This is a genomic window from Mycolicibacterium sp. XJ870, assembly GCF_053483975.1.
Genome location: NZ_JBEFTI010000006.1, coordinates 112,747 through 131,916, shown reverse-complemented (window position 1 = coordinate 131,916; position 19,170 = coordinate 112,747). Strand labels below are relative to the sequence as shown.

Here is a 19,170-nt window from a genome sequence, read left to right as displayed (position 1 = left end):
ACGTGAGAGACGGGATGCCGGTATTGATTTCCGCACTGATTTACGCGGTGCTGACAGTGGCGATCTTCGCCCTGCTCGGCCTGGTGCAGAGGTTGGTCGAGCGGTTGTGATCGAAAACATCGTCGGCCTGATCCTCGCCGTCCTGATCGGGCTGTTTCTCTTCGCCGCCCTGCTCTTCCCGGAGAGGTTCTAGTGAGTACTACAACCGCGGGGGTCGTGTTCCTCGCAGCTCTCGTGCTCGCGCTGGTGGCTGTTCACGTGCCGCTGGGCGACTACATGTACCGGGTCTATTCCTCGGAAAAGCACTCGCGTGCCGAGCACGTCGTCTACCGGCTGATCGGCGCCGACCCGAAATCCGAACAGAGCTGGGGTGCGTACGCCCGCAGCGTGCTCGCGTTCTCCGCGATCAGCATCCTGTTCCTGTTCACCCTGCAACTCGTGCAGGGTGATCTGCCGCTGCATCTGAACGACCCGGCCACCCCGATGACGCCTGCGCTGGCCTGGAATACCGCGGTCAGCTTCGTGACGAACACGAACTGGCAGGCGTATTCGGGTGAATCGACCCAGGGTCATCTGGTGCAGATGGCCGGCCTGGCCGTGCAGAACTTCGTCTCGGCGGCAGTCGGTATAGCGGTCGCGATGGCCTTCGTCCGGGGCCTCGTCCGGCGCAACACCGGCGACCTCGGCAACTTCTGGGTCGATCTGGTGCGCGGCACCACCCGTATCCTGCTGCCGATTTCGATCGTCGGCGCGATCATCCTGATCGCCGGCGGCGCGATCCAGAACTTCGACCTGCACAACCAGGTCGTGAACACGCTCGTCGGGGGCCAGCAGACCATCCCGGGCGGCCCCGTCGCCAGCCAGGAAGTCATCAAGGAACTCGGCACCAACGGCGGCGGCTTCTTCAATGCCAACTCCAGCCATCCGTTCGAGAACCCCACCACGTGGACCAACTGGTTCGAGATCTTCCTGATCCTGCTGATTCCGTTCGCACTGCCCCGCACCTTCGGCCGCATGGTCGGAAATGGCAAGAAGGGCCGCAATCAAGGTCTGGCGATCGCGGCAGTGATGGCCGTCATCGCCACGGTCAGCGTCAGCCTGATGATGCTGTTCCAGCTGCAGGCACACGGCACGGTGCCGACCGCGGTCGGCTCGGCCATGGAAGGTGTCGAACAGCGGTTCGGTGTCGCCAACTCGGCGGTCTTCGCCGCCGCGACGACACTGACCTCGACCGGCGCGGTGGACTCGTTTCACGACTCCTACACCAGCCTGGGCGGCATGATCACGATGTTCAACATGCAGCTCGGTGAAGTTGCGCCGGGCGGTGTCGGATCCGGTCTGTACGGAATGCTCGTCCTGGCGATCATCACGGTGTTCATCGCGGGCCTGATGGTCGGCCGCACCCCGGAGTATCTCGGGAAGAAGATCACGCCACGCGAAATCAAGCTGGCCGCAACGTATTTCCTGATCACTCCGCTGATCGTGCTGACCGGAACCGCGGTGGCGATGGCGATGCCGGGACAACGCGCGGGAATGCTGAACACCGGACCGCACGGCCTGTCGGAAGTGCTGTACGCGTTCACCTCGGCCGCCAACAACAACGGCTCTGCGTTCGCCGGCCTGAGCGTCAACACCGAGTGGTACAACACCGCCCTGGGGATGGCGATGGTGTTCGGCCGCTTCCTGCCGATCATCTTCGTGCTGGCGCTCGCCGGATCTTTGGCCCGCCAAGGCAAGACGCCGGAGTCCATCGGCACACTGCCCACCCACCGGCCCCAGTTCGTCGGGATGGTCGCCGGCGTCACGCTGATCCTGGTCGCCCTGACCTTCTTGCCCATGGTCGCCCTTGGGCCCCTTGCTGAAGGAATTCACTGATGTCCGTTCCAACCATCGAATCACCTGTGCCTGCCCTGCAGAAAGCGCGCAGCACCAAGCGAATTCAGGGTGGGCTGCTCGACCCGCACATGCTGTGGCGCTCGCTGCCCGACGCCCTGCGCAAACTCGACCCACGCACGCTGTGGCGCAACCCGGTCATGTTCATCGTGGAAATCGGCGCGGTATGGAGCACGATCCTGGCCGTAGTCGATCCGTCCTGGTTCGCCGGCCTGATCGTCGTGTGGCTCTGGCTGACCGTGATTTTCGCCAATCTCGCCGAAGCGGTCGCCGAAGGACGCGGCAAGGCCCAGGCCGAATCCCTGCGCAAGACCAAGACGTCCACCATGGCCCGCCGGCTGGCCGGCTGGTCCCCGGGTGCAGCCGGTCAGGAGGAGGAAGTCGCCGCGCCGCTGCTGCAACAGGGCGACATCGTGGTCGTGGAAGCCGGGCAGGTCATCCCGGGTGACGGCGACGTCGTCGAAGGCATTGCCTCCGTGGACGAGTCGGCCATCACAGGTGAATCGGCACCGGTCATCCGTGAATCGGGCGGCGACCGCTCGGCGGTCACCGGCGGCACCACTGTGCTCAGTGACCGCATCGTCGTGCAGATCACCCAGAAACCCGGCGAGAGCTTCATCGACCGGATGATCGGCCTCGTCGAGGGCGCCAACCGGCAGAAGACACCGAACGAGATCGCCCTGAACATCCTGTTGGCGTCGTTGACGATCATCTTCGTCTTCGCCGTCGCGACCCTGCAGCCGTTGGCGATCTACGCGAAGGCCAACAACCCGGGCGTCCCGGATACGTTGGCGCTCACCGGTAACGGCATCACCGGCATCGTGATGGTGGCGCTGCTGGTGTGTCTGATTCCGACGACGATCGGGGCGCTGCTGAGCGCCATCGGCATCGCGGGAATGGACCGGCTGGTGCAGCGCAACGTCCTGGCGATGTCGGGGCGGGCGGTGGAAGCCGCCGGCGATGTCAACACCCTGCTGTTGGACAAGACCGGCACCATCACGCTCGGTAACCGTCAGGCGGCAGCGTTCGTGCCGCTCACCGGTGTCAGCATGGAAGCGCTGGCCGACGCGGCACAGCTTTCCAGCCTGGCTGACGAGACGCCGGAAGGCCGGTCGATCGTCGTGTTCGCCAAGCAGGAGTATGGCCTGCGGGCCCGGACACCGGGCGAGCTGGACCAGGCCCGCTGGGTCGAGTTCAGTGCCAACACCCGGATGTCCGGTGTCAACATCGGTGAGCAGCAACTGCGCAAGGGCGCGACGAGCGCAGTGACCGCATGGATCCGTTCCGAAGGGGGTGACGTCCCAGCCGATCTCGGCACCGTCGTCGACGCGATCTCCGCCGCCGGAGGCACTCCGCTGGTCGTCGGCCGGGTCGTCACCGATGCCAAGCGGGCCGAGATACTCGGCGTGATCCACCTCAAGGACGTCGTCAAACAGGGCATGCGGGAACGCTTCGACGAGATGCGCCGCATGGGCATCCGCACGGTGATGATCACCGGCGATAATCCCTTGACGGCCAGGGCCATTGCCGACGAGGCAGGTGTCGACGACTTCCTCGCCGAGGCCACCCCCGAGGACAAGATGGCCTTGATCAAGAAGGAGCAGGCCGGCGGCAAACTCGTCGCGATGACCGGCGACGGCACCAACGACGCGCCCGCATTGGCGCAGGCCGACGTCGGCGTCGCGATGAACACCGGTACCTCGGCGGCCAAAGAGGCCGGCAACATGGTTGATCTCGACTCCGATCCGACCAAGTTGATCGAGATCGTCGAGATCGGCAAGCAGTTGTTGATCACCCGCGGGGCGCTGACCACGTTCTCCATCGCCAACGACATCGCGAAGTACTTCGCGATCATCCCGGCGTTGTTCGTGGCCATCTTCCCCGGCCTGGATCTGCTCAACATCATGCGACTGCACAGCCCGCAGTCGGCGATCCTGTCGGCGGTGATCTTCAACGCGATCATCATTGTCGCGCTGATCCCGCTGTCACTCCGGGGCGTGCGTTACACCCCGAGCAGTGCGTCGAAGCTGTTGAGCCGCAACCTGTATGTCTACGGGCTCGGCGGTATCGTCGCCCCGTTCATCGGGATCAAGCTGATCGACCTCGTAATCCAACTCTTCCCGGGAATGTGACATGAGATTCACCAACCTTGTTCGTCAACACGTCGCGGCACTGCGGGCACTTCTCGTGTTCACCGTGATCCTCGGCATCGCTTACCCGGTCTTCATCTGGCTCGTCGCGCAACTGCCCGGCCTGCAGAGCAACGCCGACGGATCACTCGTCGAGGCGAACGCAAAGCCGGTTGGCAGCAGCCTCATCGGGCAGTCGTTCACCGACGCCGACGGCAATCCGCTCCCCCGGTACTTCCAGAGTCGCCCGTCGGCGGCCGGTGACGGATACGACCCGATGGCGACCAGCGCGAGCAACCTGGGCCCGGAGAGCATTGTCGACGCGCCCGACAACCCCAGCCTGCTCACGCTGGTGTGCTCGCGCAGTGCGGCGATCGGCGAGCTCGAGGGTGTCGACGGGACGCGGCCGTTCTGCACCGGCGACGGTGTCGGCGCGGTGTTGTCGGTGATCGGCCCGCGGGACGCACGCGGGAACGTGATCCATCCGACCAGGGTGGTCAGCGTCAATCAGCCCTGCGAATCCACCCAAACCCCGTTCCTGAACACCTACGAAGGCGTGCGAGTCGAGTGCGCCAAGCCTGGCGAGGACTACAGCACGGGCCAGATCGTGCCGATCCGGGGCAGCGCCCGGGCGGAGCCCCAGGTTCCGGCCGACGCGGTCACCGCCGGCGGCAGCGGGCTGGACCCGCACATCTCGCCGGCCTACGCGGATCTGCAGGTCGACCGGGTGGCACAAGCCCGCGGCATCAACCCTGAGCAGGTCCGTGAACTGGTAGCGCAGCACACCGACGGCCGGACCCTAGGATTCTTCGGCGAACCGCGGGTCAACGTGCTCGAACTCAACATCGCGCTCGACACGCTGTCTGCGCGAGGATGATGGTTTTGTGAGCACACCGGCGGCCTACGCCACCAAACGCGGGGAGCTGCGCATATATCTGGGCGCAGCTCCCGGCGTGGGCAAGACGTATGCGATGCTCGGCGAGGCCCATCGCCGCATCGAACGCGGCACCGACCTGGTGGCCGCGGTGGTGGAGACGCACGGCCGCAAGAAGACCGCGGACCTGTTCGGCGGCATCGAAGTGATTCCACCGCATTACGTCGAGTACCGCGGTGGCCGGTTCCCCGAACTCGACGTGCCCGCCGTATTGGCGCGCAAACCGCAAGTCGTCCTTGTCGACGAACTCGCCCACACCAACACGCCCGGTAGCAAGAACCCGAAACGCTGGCAGGACATCGAAGAACTGTTGGAGGCCGGGATCACTGTCATCTCGACAGTCAACGTCCAGCACCTGGAAAGCCTCAACGACGTCGTCACCGGCATCACCGGCATCGAGCAGCAGGAGAAGGTGCCCGACGAAGTGGTGCGCGCGGCCGACCAGATCGAACTGGTCGACATCACCCCGGAAGCGTTGCGGCGCAGACTGTCCCACGGCAATGTGTATGCGCCGGAGCGGATCGACGCGGCACTGTCGAATTACTTTCGCCGCGGAAACCTCACCGCGCTACGCGAATTGGCGTTGTTGTGGCTGGCCGATCAGGTCGACGCGGCGCTCGCCAAATACCGGGCCGACAACAAGATCACCGATACCTGGGAGGCCCGCGAACGCGTCGTCGTCGCCGTCACCGGCGGCCCGGAGTCGGAAACACTGGTGCGCAGGGGATCCCGCATCGCCTCGAAATCCAGCGCCGAGCTCATGGTGGTGCATGTGGTTCGCGGCGACGGACTTTCAGGCGTCACGGCGCCGCAGATGGGGAAGGTTCGCGAGCTCGCCGGCAGCCTGGGCGCCACGCTGCACACCGTCGTCGGCGACGACGTTCCCGCCGCGCTGTTGGATTTCGCCCGCGAGATGAACGCAACCCAGCTGGTGCTGGGGACGTCGCGGCGCTCGCGCTGGGCCCGGATCTTCGACGAGGGCATCGGTTCCACCGTCGTCCAGCAGTCGGAGAAGATCGACGTCCACATGGTGACCCACGAGGCAGCCAAACGCGGGTTCCGCTGGTCGTCGACCACTCCCCGGCAGCAGCACGTGGCGTCCTGGCTTGCCGCACTGGTGGTTCCGTCGGCGATCTGCGCCCTGACCGTCCTGCTCCTTGACCCCCTTCTCGGAGTCGGCGGTGAGAGCGCGCTGTTCTTCGTCGGCGTGCTGATCGTCGCGCTCCTCGGCGGTGTCGCGCCCGCCGCGCTCTCGGCAGTGCTGTCCGGGCTGCTGCTCAACTACTTCCTGATCAGCCCGCGCCACACCTTCACAATCTCCGACCCAGACAGCGCCCTGACCATCGTGGTGCTGCTGGCGGTCGCTGTTGCCGTGGCGGCGCTGGTCGACGGGGCGGCCAACCGTGCCCGCGAAGCTCGGCGGGCGTCGCAGGAGGCCGAGCTGTTGGCGTTGTTCGCCGGGTCAGTGCTGCGCGGGGCGGATCTGGACACCCTGCTGGAGCGGTTGCGCGAGACGTACTCTCAGCGCGCGGTCAGCCTGTTGCGTGAGGGCGATGACGGCGCGAACATCGTCGCCTGTGTGGGCAAGGATCCTTGCGTGCAGGTGGATACCGCCGATACCGCCATCGAGGTAGGCGACGACGAGTTCTGGCTGTTGATGGCGGGGCGCAAGCTGGCCGCGCGGGACCGGCGGGTGCTCGGCGCGGTGGCCAAGCAGGCCGCCGGTCTGGTCAAGCAGCGGGAACTGACCGAAGAGGCGAGCAAGGCCGAGGCCATCGCGCAGGCCGACGAGCTGCGCCGGTCACTGCTCTCGGCAGTCAGCCACGATCTACGCACCCCGTTGGCGGCTGCCAAGGCAGCGGTTTCGAGCCTGCGCAGCACCGATGTCGACTTCTCGGACGAGGACACCGCCGAACTGCTGGCCACCATCGAGGAGTCGATCGACGCACTCACGGCGCTCGTGGGCAACCTGCTCGACTCGTCACGGCTGGCGGCCGGGGTGGTCCGGCCGGAACTGCGGCGGGTGTACTTGGAGGAGACAGTGCAGCGCGCACTGCTCGGAATCAGCCGCGGCGCCACCGGCTTTGGCCGTGAGGGCTTGGACCGGGTCAAGGTTGAAGTCGGCGATGCGGTGGCGATGGCCGACGGGGGCCTGCTGGAACGGGTGCTGGCCAACCTCATCTCCAACGCACTGCGCTACGCATTCTCCGGTCCGGTACGCGTCACGGCCGGGCAGGTCGGCGAGCGGGTGTTGATCGCCGTGGTCGACGAGGGACCCGGCGTGCCCCGCGGCACTGAGGAAGCGTTGTTCGCGCCGTTCCAGCGGCTCGGCGACCACGACACCAGCAGCGGTGTGGGGCTGGGACTTTCGGTGGCGCGTGGGTTCGTCGAGGCGATGGGCGGCACCATATCGGCCACGGACACCCCGGGTGGCGGTCTCACCGTCGAGATCGAACTGGGGGCACCGGCATGACAGCCAAGATCCGGGTCCTGGTCATCGACGACGAACCACAGATCCTGCGGGCCCTGCGCATCAACCTGTCGGTGCGCGGCTACGAAGTCATGACCGCGGCCACCGGCGCTCAGGCGCTGCGCAGTGCGGCCGACCATCGTCCCGACGTCATCGTGCTCGACCTCGGCCTGCCCGACATGTCGGGCATCGAGGTGCTGGCCGGGCTGCGCGGCTGGCTGTCGGCCCCGGTGATCGTGCTGTCGGCCCGTACAGATTCCTCCGATAAGGTCGAAGCCCTGGATGCCGGCGCCGACGACTACGTCACCAAACCCTTTGGCATGGACGAGTTCCTGGCCCGGCTGCGGGCCGCGGTGCGCCGCGGCGCCGTATCGGACATCGACCAGCCGATCATCGAAACCTCGTCGTTCACAGTCGATCTCGCCGCCAAGAAGGTCACCAAGAACGATGCCGAGGTGCATCTGACCCCGACCGAATGGGGCATGCTGGAGATGCTGGTGCGCAACCGCGGCAAGCTCGTCGGCCGCGAGGAGCTGCTCAAGGAGGTCTGGGGCCCGGCCTACGCCAAGGAGACGCACTATCTGCGGGTGTACCTTGCCCAGTTGCGCCGCAAGCTCGAAGACGACCCGTCACACCCCGTGCACCTACTCACCGAAGCCGGGATGGGTTATCGATTCCAGGAGTGAGTTCTCCTCGACGAGCAGGGAAAAGGAGCAACGTTACGGCTCGGCCCGGCGCTCGGCCAGTGCCACCAACCGCTCCGTGCATTCGCGGTTGCGCGGGTACGCGAACAGGAGCGCCAGCCGACGCGGCACCCAGTCGAGCGGTCCACCGAGCGGAACTTCCGCCATTTCCACACGCGTCCCGTTGTCAGTGTCGAACAGCCGCAAGGTGATTCTGGCCCCGGCGAATGGCCGCCCTTTAGCGTGCAGCACCAGCTCCTTCTGCGGAACACACGACTCCACCATTGTCTCGTCGTTCAGCACCACAGGCCAGACGCCGATCGTGTGGTGAATGGTGCTTCCGGGGGCCGGCCAACTGGGGTCGACGGCACGCATCCGCGTGTTACCCACGACCCACTGCGAGTACGTCCACCCGTTGGCGATGACGTCCCACACCTGCTTCCGGGTCGCGGTCGTGTCGCGTTTGACGGTCAACGAACTGTCCACTGCTGCCGGCGATGACTCCATCCTCGTTGGCTACCCGGGCCCGACCAACTCAAACGTCGTCGCGATCTCGTTCGCAGGTTTTCCACCGTTGCATACACGTTGCATGTGACGCGGATTACGGTTTGCGTATGTCCGGTTATCGCGACCTCTTCGAATCCAGCATCAATGACCCCGCTGCGTTCTGGGCCGACGCCGCCAAAGCGGTGACCTGGACGCGTGCCCCCGAGCGCATACTCGACGACACGAACCCGCCGTTCTATCGCTGGTTCCCCGACGCCGAGCTGAACACCTGCGCCAACGCGCTCGACCGGCACGTGCCCGAGCGCGGGGACCAGGCGGCGCTGATCTACGACTCCCCCGTCACCGGGACACAGCGCACCTACTCCTACCGCGAGTTGCGCGACGCGACCGCACAGTTCGCGGGCGCGCTGCGCGGACTCGGCGTGGACAAGGGCGACCGCGTCGTGATCTACATGCCGATGATTCCCGAAGCCGTCATCGCGATGCTGGCCTGCGCACGCCTGGGCGCGGTGCACTCGGTGGTGTTCGGCGGGTTCGCCGCCCACGAGCTGGCCGCCCGCATCGACGACGCCCAGCCGACCGTGGTGGTCAGCGCGTCCTGCGGCATCGAGCCCACCCGCATCGTCGAGTACAAGCCGATGCTGGACAACGCGCTGGAGATCGCCGAACACCGCCCGCGGGCCTGCGTCATCCTGCAGCGCGAGCAGAAGCCCTGCGAACTGATCGACGGCCGGGACCGCGACTGGCGCGAGCTGACGGACGCCGCGGCACCCGTCGACCCGGTGCCGGTGGCGGCCACCGACCCGCTGTACGTGCTGTACACGTCGGGCACCACCGGCAAACCAAAAGGCATCGTCCGCGACAACGGCGGGCACGCCGTCGCCCTGCTGTGGAGCATGCGCAACGTCTATGACGTCGCCCCCGGCGATGTGTACTGGGCGGCCTCCGACGTCGGCTGGGTCGTCGGCCACTCATACATCGTGTACGCGCCGCTGCTGCTCGGCGCGACAACCGTTCTCTACGAAGGCAAACCGGTCGGCACGCCCGATGCCGGTGCGTTCTGGCGGGTGGCCGCCGAGCACAAGGTCGAGGTGCTGTTCACCGCGCCCACCGCGATCCGCGCCATCAAGAAAGAAGATCCCGAAGGCACGCACATCGGCAAGTACGACTTGTCCGGGCTCAAGTACCTGTTCCAGGCCGGCGAACGGCTCGATCCCGACACCTACCACTGGGCCGCGGACAAGCTCGGTATCCCGGTGATCGATCACTGGTGGCAGACCGAGACCGGATGGGCGATCGCGGCCGATCCGATGGGAGTGGAAGCCATGCAGGTCAAGCCGGGTTCGGCGACCGTGCCGATGCCGGGCTACGACGTGCAGATTCTGCGTCCGGACGGCTCCGTATGCGACGCCGACGAAGAGGGCGCCATCTGCATCAAGCTGCCGCTGCCGCCGGGCACGCTGCCCACCCTGTGGGGCGACGACCAGCGTTATGTGTCGGCATATCTGTCGGCCTTCCCCGGCTACTACCTGACCGGAGACGGCGGCTACGTCGACTCCGACGGCTACCTGTTCGTGATGGGCCGCACCGACGACGTCATCAACGTGGCCGGGCATCGCATGTCGACAGGCTCGATCGAGGCGGTGCTGGCCGAACACCCCGCGGTGGCCGAGTGCGCGGTGATCGGTGTCAACGACGAGATCAAGGGACAGGTCCCCCGCGGGTTCGTGGTACTCAAGTCCGGGGCGTCGGCAGACCGGCTGGCTGACGAGCTGGTCGCGTCGGTGCGCGAAAACATCGGAGCGGTAGCGTTTTTCAAGATGGTCGACGTGGTAGCTGCGTTGCCGAAGACCCGGTCCGGCAAGATCCTGCGCAAGACCATGCGCGGTATCGCCGACGGCCGCGACGAGCCGGTGCCCTCCACGATCGAGGACCCGTCAGTGCTCGAGGCGCTCAAATCAGTGCTGCGGCGCCCCTGATTTTCTCGCCGAGCAGACGCAGAGTCGCACGAATCAGGCTCTAAGTGTGCGAGTCTGTGTCTGCTCGCGCTCTTGCCCAGGCCCGGTTGCCCAGCAGCCGCAGGCCGTTGAGCGCAACGAGAATCGTCGAACCTTCGTGACCGGCCACACCCAGCGGTAACGGCAAGTGCCCGAACAGGTCCCAGGCGACCAGCACAGTGATCGCGGTGGCCGCGATCACCAGGTTGGCGATGACGATCCGACGGGCCCGGCGGGCCAGCGCGATCACCGTGGGCACGGTGTCGAGTTCGTCACGGATGGTGACGACGTCGGCGGTCTCGACCGTCAGATCGGCACCGGAGGCGCCCATCGCCATCGACGTGTGGGCGGCAGCCATGGCCGGCGCGTCGTTGACGCCGTCACCTACCACCAGGACACGCAGGCCGTCGGCCTCAAGTCGTTGCACCGCACCGGCTTTGTCGTCAGGCAGCAGTCCCGCGCGCACGTCGCCGATACCGAGCTGTTGCCCCAGCCGACTGGCGGCACGCTCATTGTCACCGGTGAGCAACACGGGCGCACGGTCGGTCATCGCGCGCAGCCGTGCCACCGCGGCCTCGGCGTCGGGCCGCACCCGATCGGCCAGACCCAGCACCCCGACTGCTGCCCCGTCCACGGTCACGACCACCGCCGTGGCGCCGGCGTCCTCGATCTCACGCACGGCCGGTAGCTCGATGCCGTCATAAGCCACCGGGCTGAGCACCTGAACGGTCCGTCCGGCCACGACGGCCCGCACACCACGGCCCGGCAGTGCAATGAAGTCCGTCGCCGGTGCGACAGGGACGCCACGCTTGGTGGCCTCGGCGACGATGGCCCGGCCCACCGGGTGCTCACTGAATTGTTCTGCAGCCGCAGCTGTTTCGAGAACATCGACCTCCGTCAACGCGACCACGGCAGATACCTGCGGCATGCCCGACGTCAGCGTCCCGGTCTTGTCGAGCGCGACCACCGCCGTGTCGGCCAGCCGCTCCATCGCCACGGCGGATTTCACCAGCACGCCGTGGCGGCTCGCGTTGGCGATCGCCGAGAGCAGGGGCGGCATGGTGGCCAGCACCACCGCGCAGGGCGAGGCCACGATCATGAATGTCATGGCGCGCAACAGGGTCGAGCGCAGATCGGCACCCAGCACCAGCGGCACCACGAACAGTGCCAGGGTCGCGACTACCACGAGCGCCGAGTAGCGCTGTTCGACCTTCTCGATGAACAACTGCGTCTTTGCTTTGGTGGCGGACGCCTCGGCGACCATCGCGACGATGCGGGCCACGACGGTCTGCGACGGATCGCGCGTCACGGCGACCCGCAGCGCTCCTGAGCCATTGAGAGTGCCGGCGAACACCTCGTCGCCGCACTGCTTGGCGGCCGGCAGCGGTTCGCCGGTGATGGAGGATTGATCGACCTCAGAGGACCCGGCAATCACGTTGCCATCGGCGGAGATTCGTTCGCCCGGCCGGATGATGATGTGGTCGCCGGGCCGAAGCTCATCCGCGGCGACCGCATGTTCGGTGCCATCGGGGTCGAGGATCGTCGCGCGGTCGGGGGCGAGATCGAGCAGCCCGCGCACCGACCGCTCGGTGCGGGTGGTCGCCACGTCCTCCAGCGCTCCCGAGGTGGCGAAGATGACGATCAACAAGGCCCCGTCGAAGACCTGTCCGATGGCGGCCGCACCGATCGCCGCGACGATCATCAGCAGGTCGACATCGAGCGTCCGCGCCCGCAGCGCCTGAATACCGGCCCACGCAGGTTCCCAGCCGCCAGTCAGGTAGCAGGCCAGATACAGCCCCCACCACACCGGTTCCGGCGCGCCGGCCAATTGCGCAGCCAGGCCGACGAGGAACAGCCCCAGCGCAGCCGCCGCCCACCTCACCGATGACACCGACCACAGCCAGCCGGCCGAACCAGCCGAGGAACGGGTGGCGAGTGCCGGCGCGTTGGCCAGTGTGGTCATCGACGGCCTCCGGTGATAGATGCAATGACGCACACCTTTATACATGTAGAGGTTGAAATGTATCAAGTAGTGCTTGCCCGCCATGTTTCAATGGATCACATGGGCCATGGAGTCGAAGGGCGCGCGACGCCGGCTGCATCCCTCGATGCCGCTTCGGCCGCCAAGGTCGCCGAGACCCTGCAGGCCTTGGCGTCCCCCAATCGGTTGTTGATCCTCACCCGGCTGCGGGAATCGCCGTGTTCGGTGACCGAATTATCCGCAGCGGTCGGCATGGAACAGCCGGCGGTTTCCAATCAACTGCGGCTGTTGCGGGCCTTGGGACTGGTGACGGGCGACCGCTCCGGACGCAATATCGTCTACCGGCTTTACGACAGCCACGTCGCCCAGCTTCTCGACGAGGCCATCTACCACATCGAGCATCTCCGGCTCGGAGCCCGCGACACCACCGCCTGAGGCGAGAAGGCGCTGCGGCCAAAGAGTTTCACGCCCCGTTCACCACAACGACATGCGTGACAGCAAAACGCGCGCGCGGTTGCCGGAATCCTTTATTTTCGAGATCACCCGAACTATTGTGAAGTCGTTATATGTTGATATCCGCCCGTGCCCGGGCATTTGCTACCAGCCACAACCGGTACAGCCCGGGCGAGTAAGGAGTTGAACAACGATGCGCATGGCAACCAAGGGATCTTGCACGTGTCGCTGCAATGCCTGCGACGGTGGGCACCACTGCGGGAACCCCCCGAACTGCAACGCACGGCGCTGACACCGTGGGTGACCTGTCGTCGGGGCAACCTGCGGCAGGTCACCACCACACATCAGTTCTGATCCATCCGAGTCCATCGATCACGCTGATCGATCGGACTTTTTCGTGCTCGTAACTCTTTTCGCCACACCGCGCCGCGACACGGCTCGCCCGCACTTCCCGACCGTATGCTGCAGGCTGTGCTCACCGCGCTGCTCTGGGGCCTGGTTGCCGCCTCCTCGCTGATCATTGGTGCAGTCGCCGGTGTGGCCCACGACTGGAACAAGCGATTCGTTGGCCTCGTTCTCGGCTTCGGCGCAGGCGCACTCATAGCCAGCATCTCTTTTGAGTTGGCGGAGGAAGGTTTTCGCGCCAGCGGGGCGTTGTCGGTAGCCGTGGGCCTGGCCGTCGGCGCGATCGTCTTCTATCTCGCCGACACTGCGGTGGACCGGATGGGCGCCGGCAACGGAGCCCAAACCGCAGGCCTGCCACTGCTACTCGGAGCGCTCCTCGATGGCATCCCCGAGCAGGCGGTGCTGGGCATCGGGATCGCCGGCGGCGCGGGCGTCAGTCTCGCTCTGGTCGTGGCGATCTTCGTGTCGAACCTGCCGGAATCGATCGGTTCGGCCAGCGACATGAAGAACGCCGGCCATTCGGTGCGGTTGATTCTTGGCGGCTGGGCCGCGATCGCGGCGTTGTGTGCAGTGGCCACGGTCGGCGGGTACCAGTTGCAGAAGGTGGCCGGCGCCGCACTGCAGGGTGGCATCAACGGATTCGCGGCCGGTGCACTGCTGGTGATGTTGGTGGGTTCGATGATCCCGGAGGCCACCGAGAAGGCCCGCGAGAAGGCCGGACTGGCCGCAGTGTTGGGGTTCGCGGTGGCAGCGGGACTTTCCCTGGCCGGATAGCCGCCGTCGGCTGATGCCCCGGCCCCCGACCCGCGGCCCCCCGGCAAATTTACGCTGTTGCCAGTCGTGGAGATGCGCGACCGGAGCCCGCATACCGCACAGCAAATGCGCATTGCCGCAATTTCGATTGGTAATCGATTACCTGCACGTGGTCGCCGCCATTGCTGTTGCTGTCCTCATGTCCAGCTACTGGCCTCGCCGACCCGCCCGCACCGCGTCCGCGCCAGGCCGTAGTGGCACAATCCGCGACTCCGGTTCCACAGACTTCTCTAATACTGCTAACTTCGCATGCAGTGGGCATCCCCACTGTCGGGGGGCCTGCCCGTCCATCGGACCACTCAGGAGTGAATGCCTTGAAGATCACGAACGTCAGTTCTGCCTTGGCCGCCGCGGCTGTAGCCGCGGCCGCGATCCTCGCCAGCGCGCCGGTCGCACTCGGCGACGCCAGCTCAGTGACCACCGCGACCGTGGGCAGCCAGGCAACGTTGGACAACGGAAGCTGGACGGTCGCCGACCTCAAGCCCAGCACCGACACCATCCCCTACAACGTGCGCGGCACCCTGTGGGAGATCACCGCCACCAACGAGGCGACTGACGGTTCGGTGACGCCGATCGTCTCCAACTTCAACGTGCGCGCCGCTGACGGCCAGAACTACCGGGCCCTCTTCCAGGTCGCCACCCCGCAGGGCGTCAACCCCGCCACCGTCCCGCAGGGCCAGAAGGCCAGCGGCAAGATCTACTTCGACGTCACCGGCGCCGAGCCGGCCTCCGTCGTGTACAACGCGGGTGGCCGCGACCTGCTGGTGTGGGACAAGCCGGCGGCACCGGCGCCCGCACCGAGCGGCCAGAGCCGCCCGGCGACCCCGGTGGCCGCCGCAGAAACCGCAGAAGCGGAAGAAGGCGCAGAGGCTGCCGAAGCCACCCCGGCACCGGCTGCTGCTGAAGTAACCCCGGTTCCGGCTGGTACCGAAGCTGTCCCGGCCGGCGCAGGCACCCGGGCCACCGACCTGCCCGCCGGCACCGCGGCCACTCCCGCCGCTGTCCCCACCGGCACCGAGGCCGCCCCGGCTCCGGCTGGTGCCGCTGAAGCGACGCCGACCCCGGTGGCCCACGGCACGCCGATCGTCGAGGGTGCCCCGGTGCCCGCCGCCGCCCCCGCGGGCGCAGGCAACGCTGCGACCGCCGTTCCGCCGGCACAGCCCGCACCGGTTCCGGCAGGCACCGAGGTTCTCCCGGCAGCACCCGCCCAGCCGGTTCCGGCCGAGCCCGCCCTCGTCCCGGCCGGAGTCCAGCCGACGACGGTGATCCCGACCCCGGCACCCGGTGCCGCCCCGGCCAGCAATCACGGTCCCGCGGCCTGACGCAAAACCACCTACGGCAACGGCCGGACGCGGGAAACCGCGTCCGGCCGTTGTCTTTTGCCCGCAACTCAGGGGTGCGCGATCGACAGCGCGATACCGTCGAGGATGTCGTGCTCACTCACGACGAGCTCGTCGATCCCGGCACGTTCGGCGAGCACCGCCGCAAGCTCCTCGACGATGATCGCGCCGCCCCCGATGACGTCGGCCCGCCCTTCATGCATCGGCCCGAGCGTCAGACGCTGCGCTTTCGTCATCGTGATCAAGTCGTCACACACCCGAAGCAGATCACCGAAACCGATGCGGGACAGGTGAATAGCAGCGGCATCGTATTCGGCCATCCCCTGCGCCAACGCCGACAACGTCGTCATCGTGCCCGCCACACCCACCCAGGTGTGCGCCCCGTCGATCGGAACCACACGCAGCGCCTCGGCCAGGCCGTCGCGGACCACTCCCCTGGCGGCCGCGACCTCGTCTGCGGTGGGTGGATCGGAATGCAGACACCGCTCGGTCACCCGTACACATCCGACGTCCGCCGAGAAGCCGGCCTGCACCGCCTCAGTCCCGAGAACCAACTCGGTAGAGCCTCCGCCAAGGTCGACGACAACGAAAGGCCCTGCGGCAGGGTCGAGTTCACCCACCGCACCGCGGAACGACAGCTCGGCCTCCTCGGTGCCGGTGATCACCTCAGCCACACAGCCCGGCACGACCCCACCGAGCAGCCGTGCGGTCATGGCGAAGAACTCGTCACGATTGCCGGCGTCCCGGGCGGCGGAGGTGGCCACCATCCGGATCGCGGACACCGAGTGCTCAGCCATCAGCGCGGCGTAGTCGGCCAATGCGGATTCGGTGCGCGCCAACGCTTCCGGGGCGAACTGCCCGGTGGCGTCGACCCCTTGGCCCAACCGCACGATGCGCATCTCGCGATGCACGTCGCGCAGTTTGCCATCCGCCGAGTCGTCCATATCGGCGATCAGGAGCCGGATCGAGTTGGTGCCACAGTCGATTGCGCCGACGCGGTTCACGCCCACGTCCTCCGATCCAGGATTCCCGCCATACCCGGCTCGACGGCCAGTACGGCGAGAGCTTCATCGCCAAACGGGTTGACCCCCGGGCCTTTCGCCAACGAATGCGCGATCACCACATGCAGGCACTTGACCCGATCCGGCATGCCGCCGCCGCTGAACGTGGTGCCGAGCGAGTCGATCGCATCGCGCTCGGCCAGATACGACTCGTGCGCACGCAGATACGCGGCCGAAAGCTCCGGATCCTGTTGCAGGCGCTCCGTCATGTCCCGCATCATGCCCGACGATTCGAGCCGGCTGGCCGCCGCGGTCAACGCCGGATGCGTCAGGTAGTACAGCGTGGGAAATGGTGTGCCGTCGGGCAATCGGGGCGCGGTCTTGACCACGCCCGGTTCCCCGTTCGGGCATCGGTAGGCGATTTCGAGGACACCGCGCGGCTCACGGCCGAGCTGCCGTGCGACGGCCTCGAGGTCGGCGGGGTCAACCACCGGGAGCCGGGGGTTGCGACGGCGGCGGGCCGCCAATTGGACCCGGCGGGCCGCCCGGAGCGGGCGGGGCCGGCGGAATCGCTGAAACACCGTGTGGCTGATCGGCAATCGTGTGCCACAGCGAGGTGTACCACGGCTGGCCCGCGGGCACCGTCGACCCGGGCACACCGGGAACCCCGGGCTCGCCCGGCACCGCGCCGGTCGGCGGCAGCTGCACCTGGTACGGGGTATCACCGGGCATGACGAAGCCGAGCCGCTCCCGGGCCTGTGCCTGGATGTACTGACGATCGGCCAGTTTGACCTTCTGCTGCTCGAGTTCGGCGATCTGCACCCGCAGTTGCTCCTCGCTGGCCTTGAGTTGCTTCATCTCGGTGCGCTGGGCGAAGTAGGTGCGAACCGGCCCGGCAATGGTCAGCGTCAGCACGCACACCACCGCAGCCAGAATGGCCGCGCGCCGTGCCGCCGACCCGAACCGCTGTTCGGATTGCAGCTCGGCCTGCTGTTGTGCCTGTACCGCAATCGCTTTGGTGACTGCTTCGTCGGGCGCAGGCTCGGCCTCTGCCGAACGCGTTTCGGCCCCTCGACGGCGGGCCTGCGATGCTCGCGGCCGATTCGACTCGCCGGTCTTGCCCGGCCTGCCAGGTCGGGAGGCCGGGGACCGTCGCTTCGGATCGGGCCGCTTCGCTTCGGGCATCTCAGGTCAGCATCGTCGTGGGGCCGGCACCCGCCTACTTGGCTTCGAGCCGTGGGAACGCCAGATCACCGGCGTAACGCGCGGCGTCGCCGAGGGTTTCCTCGATGCGCAGCAGTTGGTTGTACTTGGCCACCCGCTCGCTGCGGGCCGGAGCACCCGTCTTGATCTGGCCACTGCCCACCGCGACTGCCAGATCGGCGATCGTGGTGTCCTCGGTCTCACCGCTGCGGTGGCTCATCATCGTGCGGTAACCGCTGTTGTGCGCCAGCGCCACGGCATCCAACGTCTCTGTGAGCGTGCCGATCTGGTTGACCTTCACCAGCAGCGCGTTGGCGGCGCCGCGCTCGATACCGTCCTCGAGACGTTCGGGATTGGTCACGAACAGGTCGTCGCCGACCAGCTGGATGCGGTCACCGATCGCGGTGGTCAGCGCCACCCAGCCGTCCCAGTCGTCCTCGGAGAGCGGATCTTCGATCGACACCAGCGGGTAGGACTCGATCAGGCCGGTGTAGAACTCAACCATCTGCTCGGCGCTGCGGGTCTCTTTCTCGAACGCGTAACCCGTTCCCGGCGTGTAGAACTCGGTGGCGGCCACGTCCAGGGCCAGCGCCACATCCGTGCCGAGCTTGTATCCGGTGGCTTCGATGGCCGACGAGATCAGGTCAAGCGCCGCCTTGGTGCCTGCCACGTCGGGCGCGAATCCGCCCTCGTCGCCCAGGCCGGTGGCCAGCCCCTGCTTCTTGAGCACCGACTTGAGCGAGTGGTAAACCTCGGTACCCCAGCGCAATGCCTCTTTGAACGACGGCGCACCGATCGGGGCGACCATGAACTCCTGGACATCCACCCCGGTGTCGGCATGCGCGCCGCCGTTGAGGATGTTCATCATCGGCACGGGCAGGATATGCGCGTTGGGCCCACCGAGGTAGCGGAACAGCGGCAGCCCGGCCGATTCCGCGGCGGCCTTCGAAACCGCAAGTGAGACACCGAGAATCGCGTTAGCGCCCAGGCGGGACTTGTCGGGTGTGCCATCCAGGTCCAGCAGCGCCTGGTCGACCAGCCGCTGATCGTCGGCGGCCAGTCCGATGACTGCCGGGGCGATCTCGTCGAGCACGGCCTCCACGGCCTTCTCCACACCCTTGCCGCCGTAGCGCGCGGCGCCGTCGCGCAGCTCGACCGCCTCGTGCTCGCCGGTCGACGCGCCGGAGGGCACCGCGGCCCGAGCGAACGTCCCGTCGGTCAAGGCCACCTCGACCTCGACCGTCGGGTTACCGCGGGAGTCGAGGATCTCGCGGGCTCCAACCTGCTCGATGATGGGCACTGGCTTCTCCTTATCGCGTCCTTCGAGTGCTTGGCGCTACTGCGTAAGCCTAGGGATGAGC

At 67.0% G+C, this 19,170-nt stretch carries 17 protein-coding genes; 11 read left to right on the top strand and 6 right to left on the bottom strand.

Going from position 1 to position 19,170, the window contains the following annotated elements; all coding sequences use genetic code 11:
* The first annotated feature begins 2 nt into the window (after nt 1-2).
* Genes ABQF30_RS21445 through ABQF30_RS21415 form a run of 7 tightly spaced genes read left to right on the top strand, consistent with a single transcriptional unit; the run spans nt 3 to nt 8,112 of the window.
* A complete protein-coding gene (locus tag ABQF30_RS21445; protein WP_448467497.1) occupies nt 3-110 on the top strand; it encodes a potassium-transporting ATPase in 108 nt (35 codons plus the stop codon).
* The gene (locus ABQF30_RS21440; protein ID WP_448467805.1) at nt 107-193 is read left to right on the top strand and encodes a potassium-transporting ATPase subunit F; all 87 of its coding nucleotides are present in this window, start codon (nt 107-109) and stop codon (nt 191-193) included. The genes ABQF30_RS21445 and ABQF30_RS21440 overlap by 4 nt, the downstream gene beginning before the upstream one ends.
* Nucleotides 193-1,875, top strand: coding sequence for a potassium-transporting ATPase subunit KdpA (gene kdpA / locus ABQF30_RS21435; RefSeq protein WP_448467495.1), 1,683 nt, complete (start codon nt 193-195; stop codon nt 1,873-1,875). Before ABQF30_RS21440 ends, kdpA begins: the two co-directional genes overlap by 1 nt.
* Nucleotides 1,875-4,025: a potassium-transporting ATPase subunit KdpB gene (gene kdpB, locus ABQF30_RS21430; RefSeq protein ID WP_448467493.1), complete on the top strand. Its 2,151-nt coding sequence runs from the start codon at nt 1,875-1,877 to the stop codon at nt 4,023-4,025. Before kdpA ends, kdpB begins: the two co-directional genes overlap by 1 nt.
* 1 nt (nt 4,026) lies before the next feature.
* Nucleotides 4,027-4,899 (top strand): potassium-transporting ATPase subunit C, encoded by an 873-nt coding sequence (locus ABQF30_RS21425; RefSeq protein WP_448467491.1) that lies wholly within the window; start codon nt 4,027-4,029, stop codon nt 4,897-4,899.
* Between the two features lie 7 nt (nt 4,900-4,906).
* The gene (locus ABQF30_RS21420; protein WP_448467489.1) at nt 4,907-7,429 is read left to right on the top strand and encodes a DUF4118 domain-containing protein; all 2,523 of its coding nucleotides are present in this window, start codon (nt 4,907-4,909) and stop codon (nt 7,427-7,429) included.
* Nucleotides 7,426-8,112 carry a response regulator gene (locus ABQF30_RS21415; protein ID WP_448467487.1) on the top strand — a complete coding sequence of 229 codons (687 nt, stop codon included), beginning with the start codon at nt 7,426-7,428 and terminating at the stop codon, nt 8,110-8,112. The genes ABQF30_RS21420 and ABQF30_RS21415 overlap by 4 nt, the downstream gene beginning before the upstream one ends.
* A gap of 33 nt (nt 8,113-8,145) precedes the next feature.
* Here the strand turns inward: ABQF30_RS21415 and ABQF30_RS21410 are convergent, their stop codons facing one another.
* Nucleotides 8,146-8,616: an SRPBCC family protein gene (locus tag ABQF30_RS21410; RefSeq protein ID WP_448467485.1), complete on the bottom strand. Its 471-nt coding sequence runs from the start codon at nt 8,614-8,616 to the stop codon at nt 8,146-8,148.
* Between the two features lie 107 nt (nt 8,617-8,723).
* Between ABQF30_RS21410 and ABQF30_RS21405 the strand changes: the two genes are divergently transcribed.
* A complete protein-coding gene (locus tag ABQF30_RS21405) occupies nt 8,724-10,595 on the top strand; it encodes a propionyl-CoA synthetase (RefSeq protein WP_448467483.1) in 1,872 nt (623 codons plus the stop codon).
* A 40-nt stretch (nt 10,596-10,635) separates the two neighbouring features.
* On the opposite strand, the gene ABQF30_RS21400 is transcribed toward ABQF30_RS21405, so the two are convergent.
* Nucleotides 10,636-12,576: a heavy metal translocating P-type ATPase gene (locus tag ABQF30_RS21400; protein WP_448467481.1), complete on the bottom strand. Its 1,941-nt coding sequence runs from the start codon at nt 12,574-12,576 to the stop codon at nt 10,636-10,638.
* Nucleotides 12,577-12,675: 99 nt separating this feature from the next.
* On the opposite strand from ABQF30_RS21400, the gene ABQF30_RS21395 reads away from it, so the two are divergent.
* The 3 genes from ABQF30_RS21395 (at nt 12,676) to ABQF30_RS21385 (ending at nt 15,587) form a co-directional block, all read left to right on the top strand.
* Nucleotides 12,676-13,029: an ArsR/SmtB family transcription factor gene (locus ABQF30_RS21395; RefSeq protein ID WP_448467479.1), complete on the top strand. Its 354-nt coding sequence runs from the start codon at nt 12,676-12,678 to the stop codon at nt 13,027-13,029.
* A gap of 489 nt (nt 13,030-13,518) precedes the next feature.
* Nucleotides 13,519-14,226, top strand: a complete 708-nt coding sequence (locus ABQF30_RS21390; protein ID WP_448467477.1) for a ZIP family metal transporter — start codon at nt 13,519-13,521, stop codon at nt 14,224-14,226.
* 344 nt (nt 14,227-14,570) lie between these two features.
* Nucleotides 14,571-15,587, top strand: a complete 1,017-nt coding sequence (locus tag ABQF30_RS21385) for an MPT63 family protein (RefSeq protein ID WP_448467475.1) — start codon at nt 14,571-14,573, stop codon at nt 15,585-15,587.
* 68 nt (nt 15,588-15,655) lie between these two features.
* Here the strand turns inward: ABQF30_RS21385 and ABQF30_RS21380 are convergent, their stop codons facing one another.
* From ABQF30_RS21380 to eno, 4 genes are read right to left on the bottom strand one after another with little or no spacing between them, the layout of a single operon-like run.
* The gene (locus tag ABQF30_RS21380) at nt 15,656-16,615 is read right to left on the bottom strand and encodes a Ppx/GppA phosphatase family protein (protein ID WP_448467473.1); all 960 of its coding nucleotides are present in this window, start codon (nt 16,613-16,615) and stop codon (nt 15,656-15,658) included.
* A complete protein-coding gene (locus ABQF30_RS21375) occupies nt 16,606-17,097 on the bottom strand; it encodes a DUF501 domain-containing protein (RefSeq protein WP_448467471.1) in 492 nt (163 codons plus the stop codon). The genes ABQF30_RS21380 and ABQF30_RS21375 overlap by 10 nt, the downstream gene beginning before the upstream one ends.
* Entirely contained in the window at nt 17,090-17,791 is a 702-nt protein-coding gene (locus ABQF30_RS21370) for an FtsB family cell division protein (RefSeq protein ID WP_448467469.1), read from the bottom strand. Before ABQF30_RS21370 ends, ABQF30_RS21375 begins: the two co-directional genes overlap by 8 nt.
* A gap of 34 nt (nt 17,792-17,825) precedes the next feature.
* Nucleotides 17,826-19,109 (bottom strand): phosphopyruvate hydratase, encoded by a 1,284-nt coding sequence (gene eno, locus ABQF30_RS21365; RefSeq protein WP_448467467.1) that lies wholly within the window; start codon nt 19,107-19,109, stop codon nt 17,826-17,828.
* Nucleotides 19,110-19,170 lie beyond the last annotated feature (61 nt).

Bases quoted from the DNA above. Each gene is read 5' to 3' on its own strand.
- kdpB (WP_448467493.1), top strand. From the start codon at position 1,875: ATGTCCGTTCCAACCATCGAATCACCTGTGCCTGCCCTGCAGAAAGCG.
- ABQF30_RS21415 (WP_448467487.1), top strand. From the start codon at position 7,426: ATGACAGCCAAGATCCGGGTCCTGGTCATCGACGACGAACCACAGATC.
- ABQF30_RS21410 (WP_448467485.1), bottom strand. From the start codon at position 8,616: ATGGAGTCATCGCCGGCAGCAGTGGACAGTTCGTTGACCGTCAAACGC.
- ABQF30_RS21395 (WP_448467479.1), top strand. From the start codon at position 12,676: ATGGGCCATGGAGTCGAAGGGCGCGCGACGCCGGCTGCATCCCTCGAT.
- ABQF30_RS21425 (WP_448467491.1), top strand. From the start codon at position 4,027: ATGAGATTCACCAACCTTGTTCGTCAACACGTCGCGGCACTGCGGGCA.
- ABQF30_RS21370 (WP_448467469.1), bottom strand. From the start codon at position 17,791: ATGCCCGAAGCGAAGCGGCCCGATCCGAAGCGACGGTCCCCGGCCTCC.
- ABQF30_RS21405 (WP_448467483.1), top strand. From the start codon at position 8,724: ATGTCCGGTTATCGCGACCTCTTCGAATCCAGCATCAATGACCCCGCT.
- ABQF30_RS21400 (WP_448467481.1), bottom strand. From the start codon at position 12,576: ATGACCACACTGGCCAACGCGCCGGCACTCGCCACCCGTTCCTCGGCT.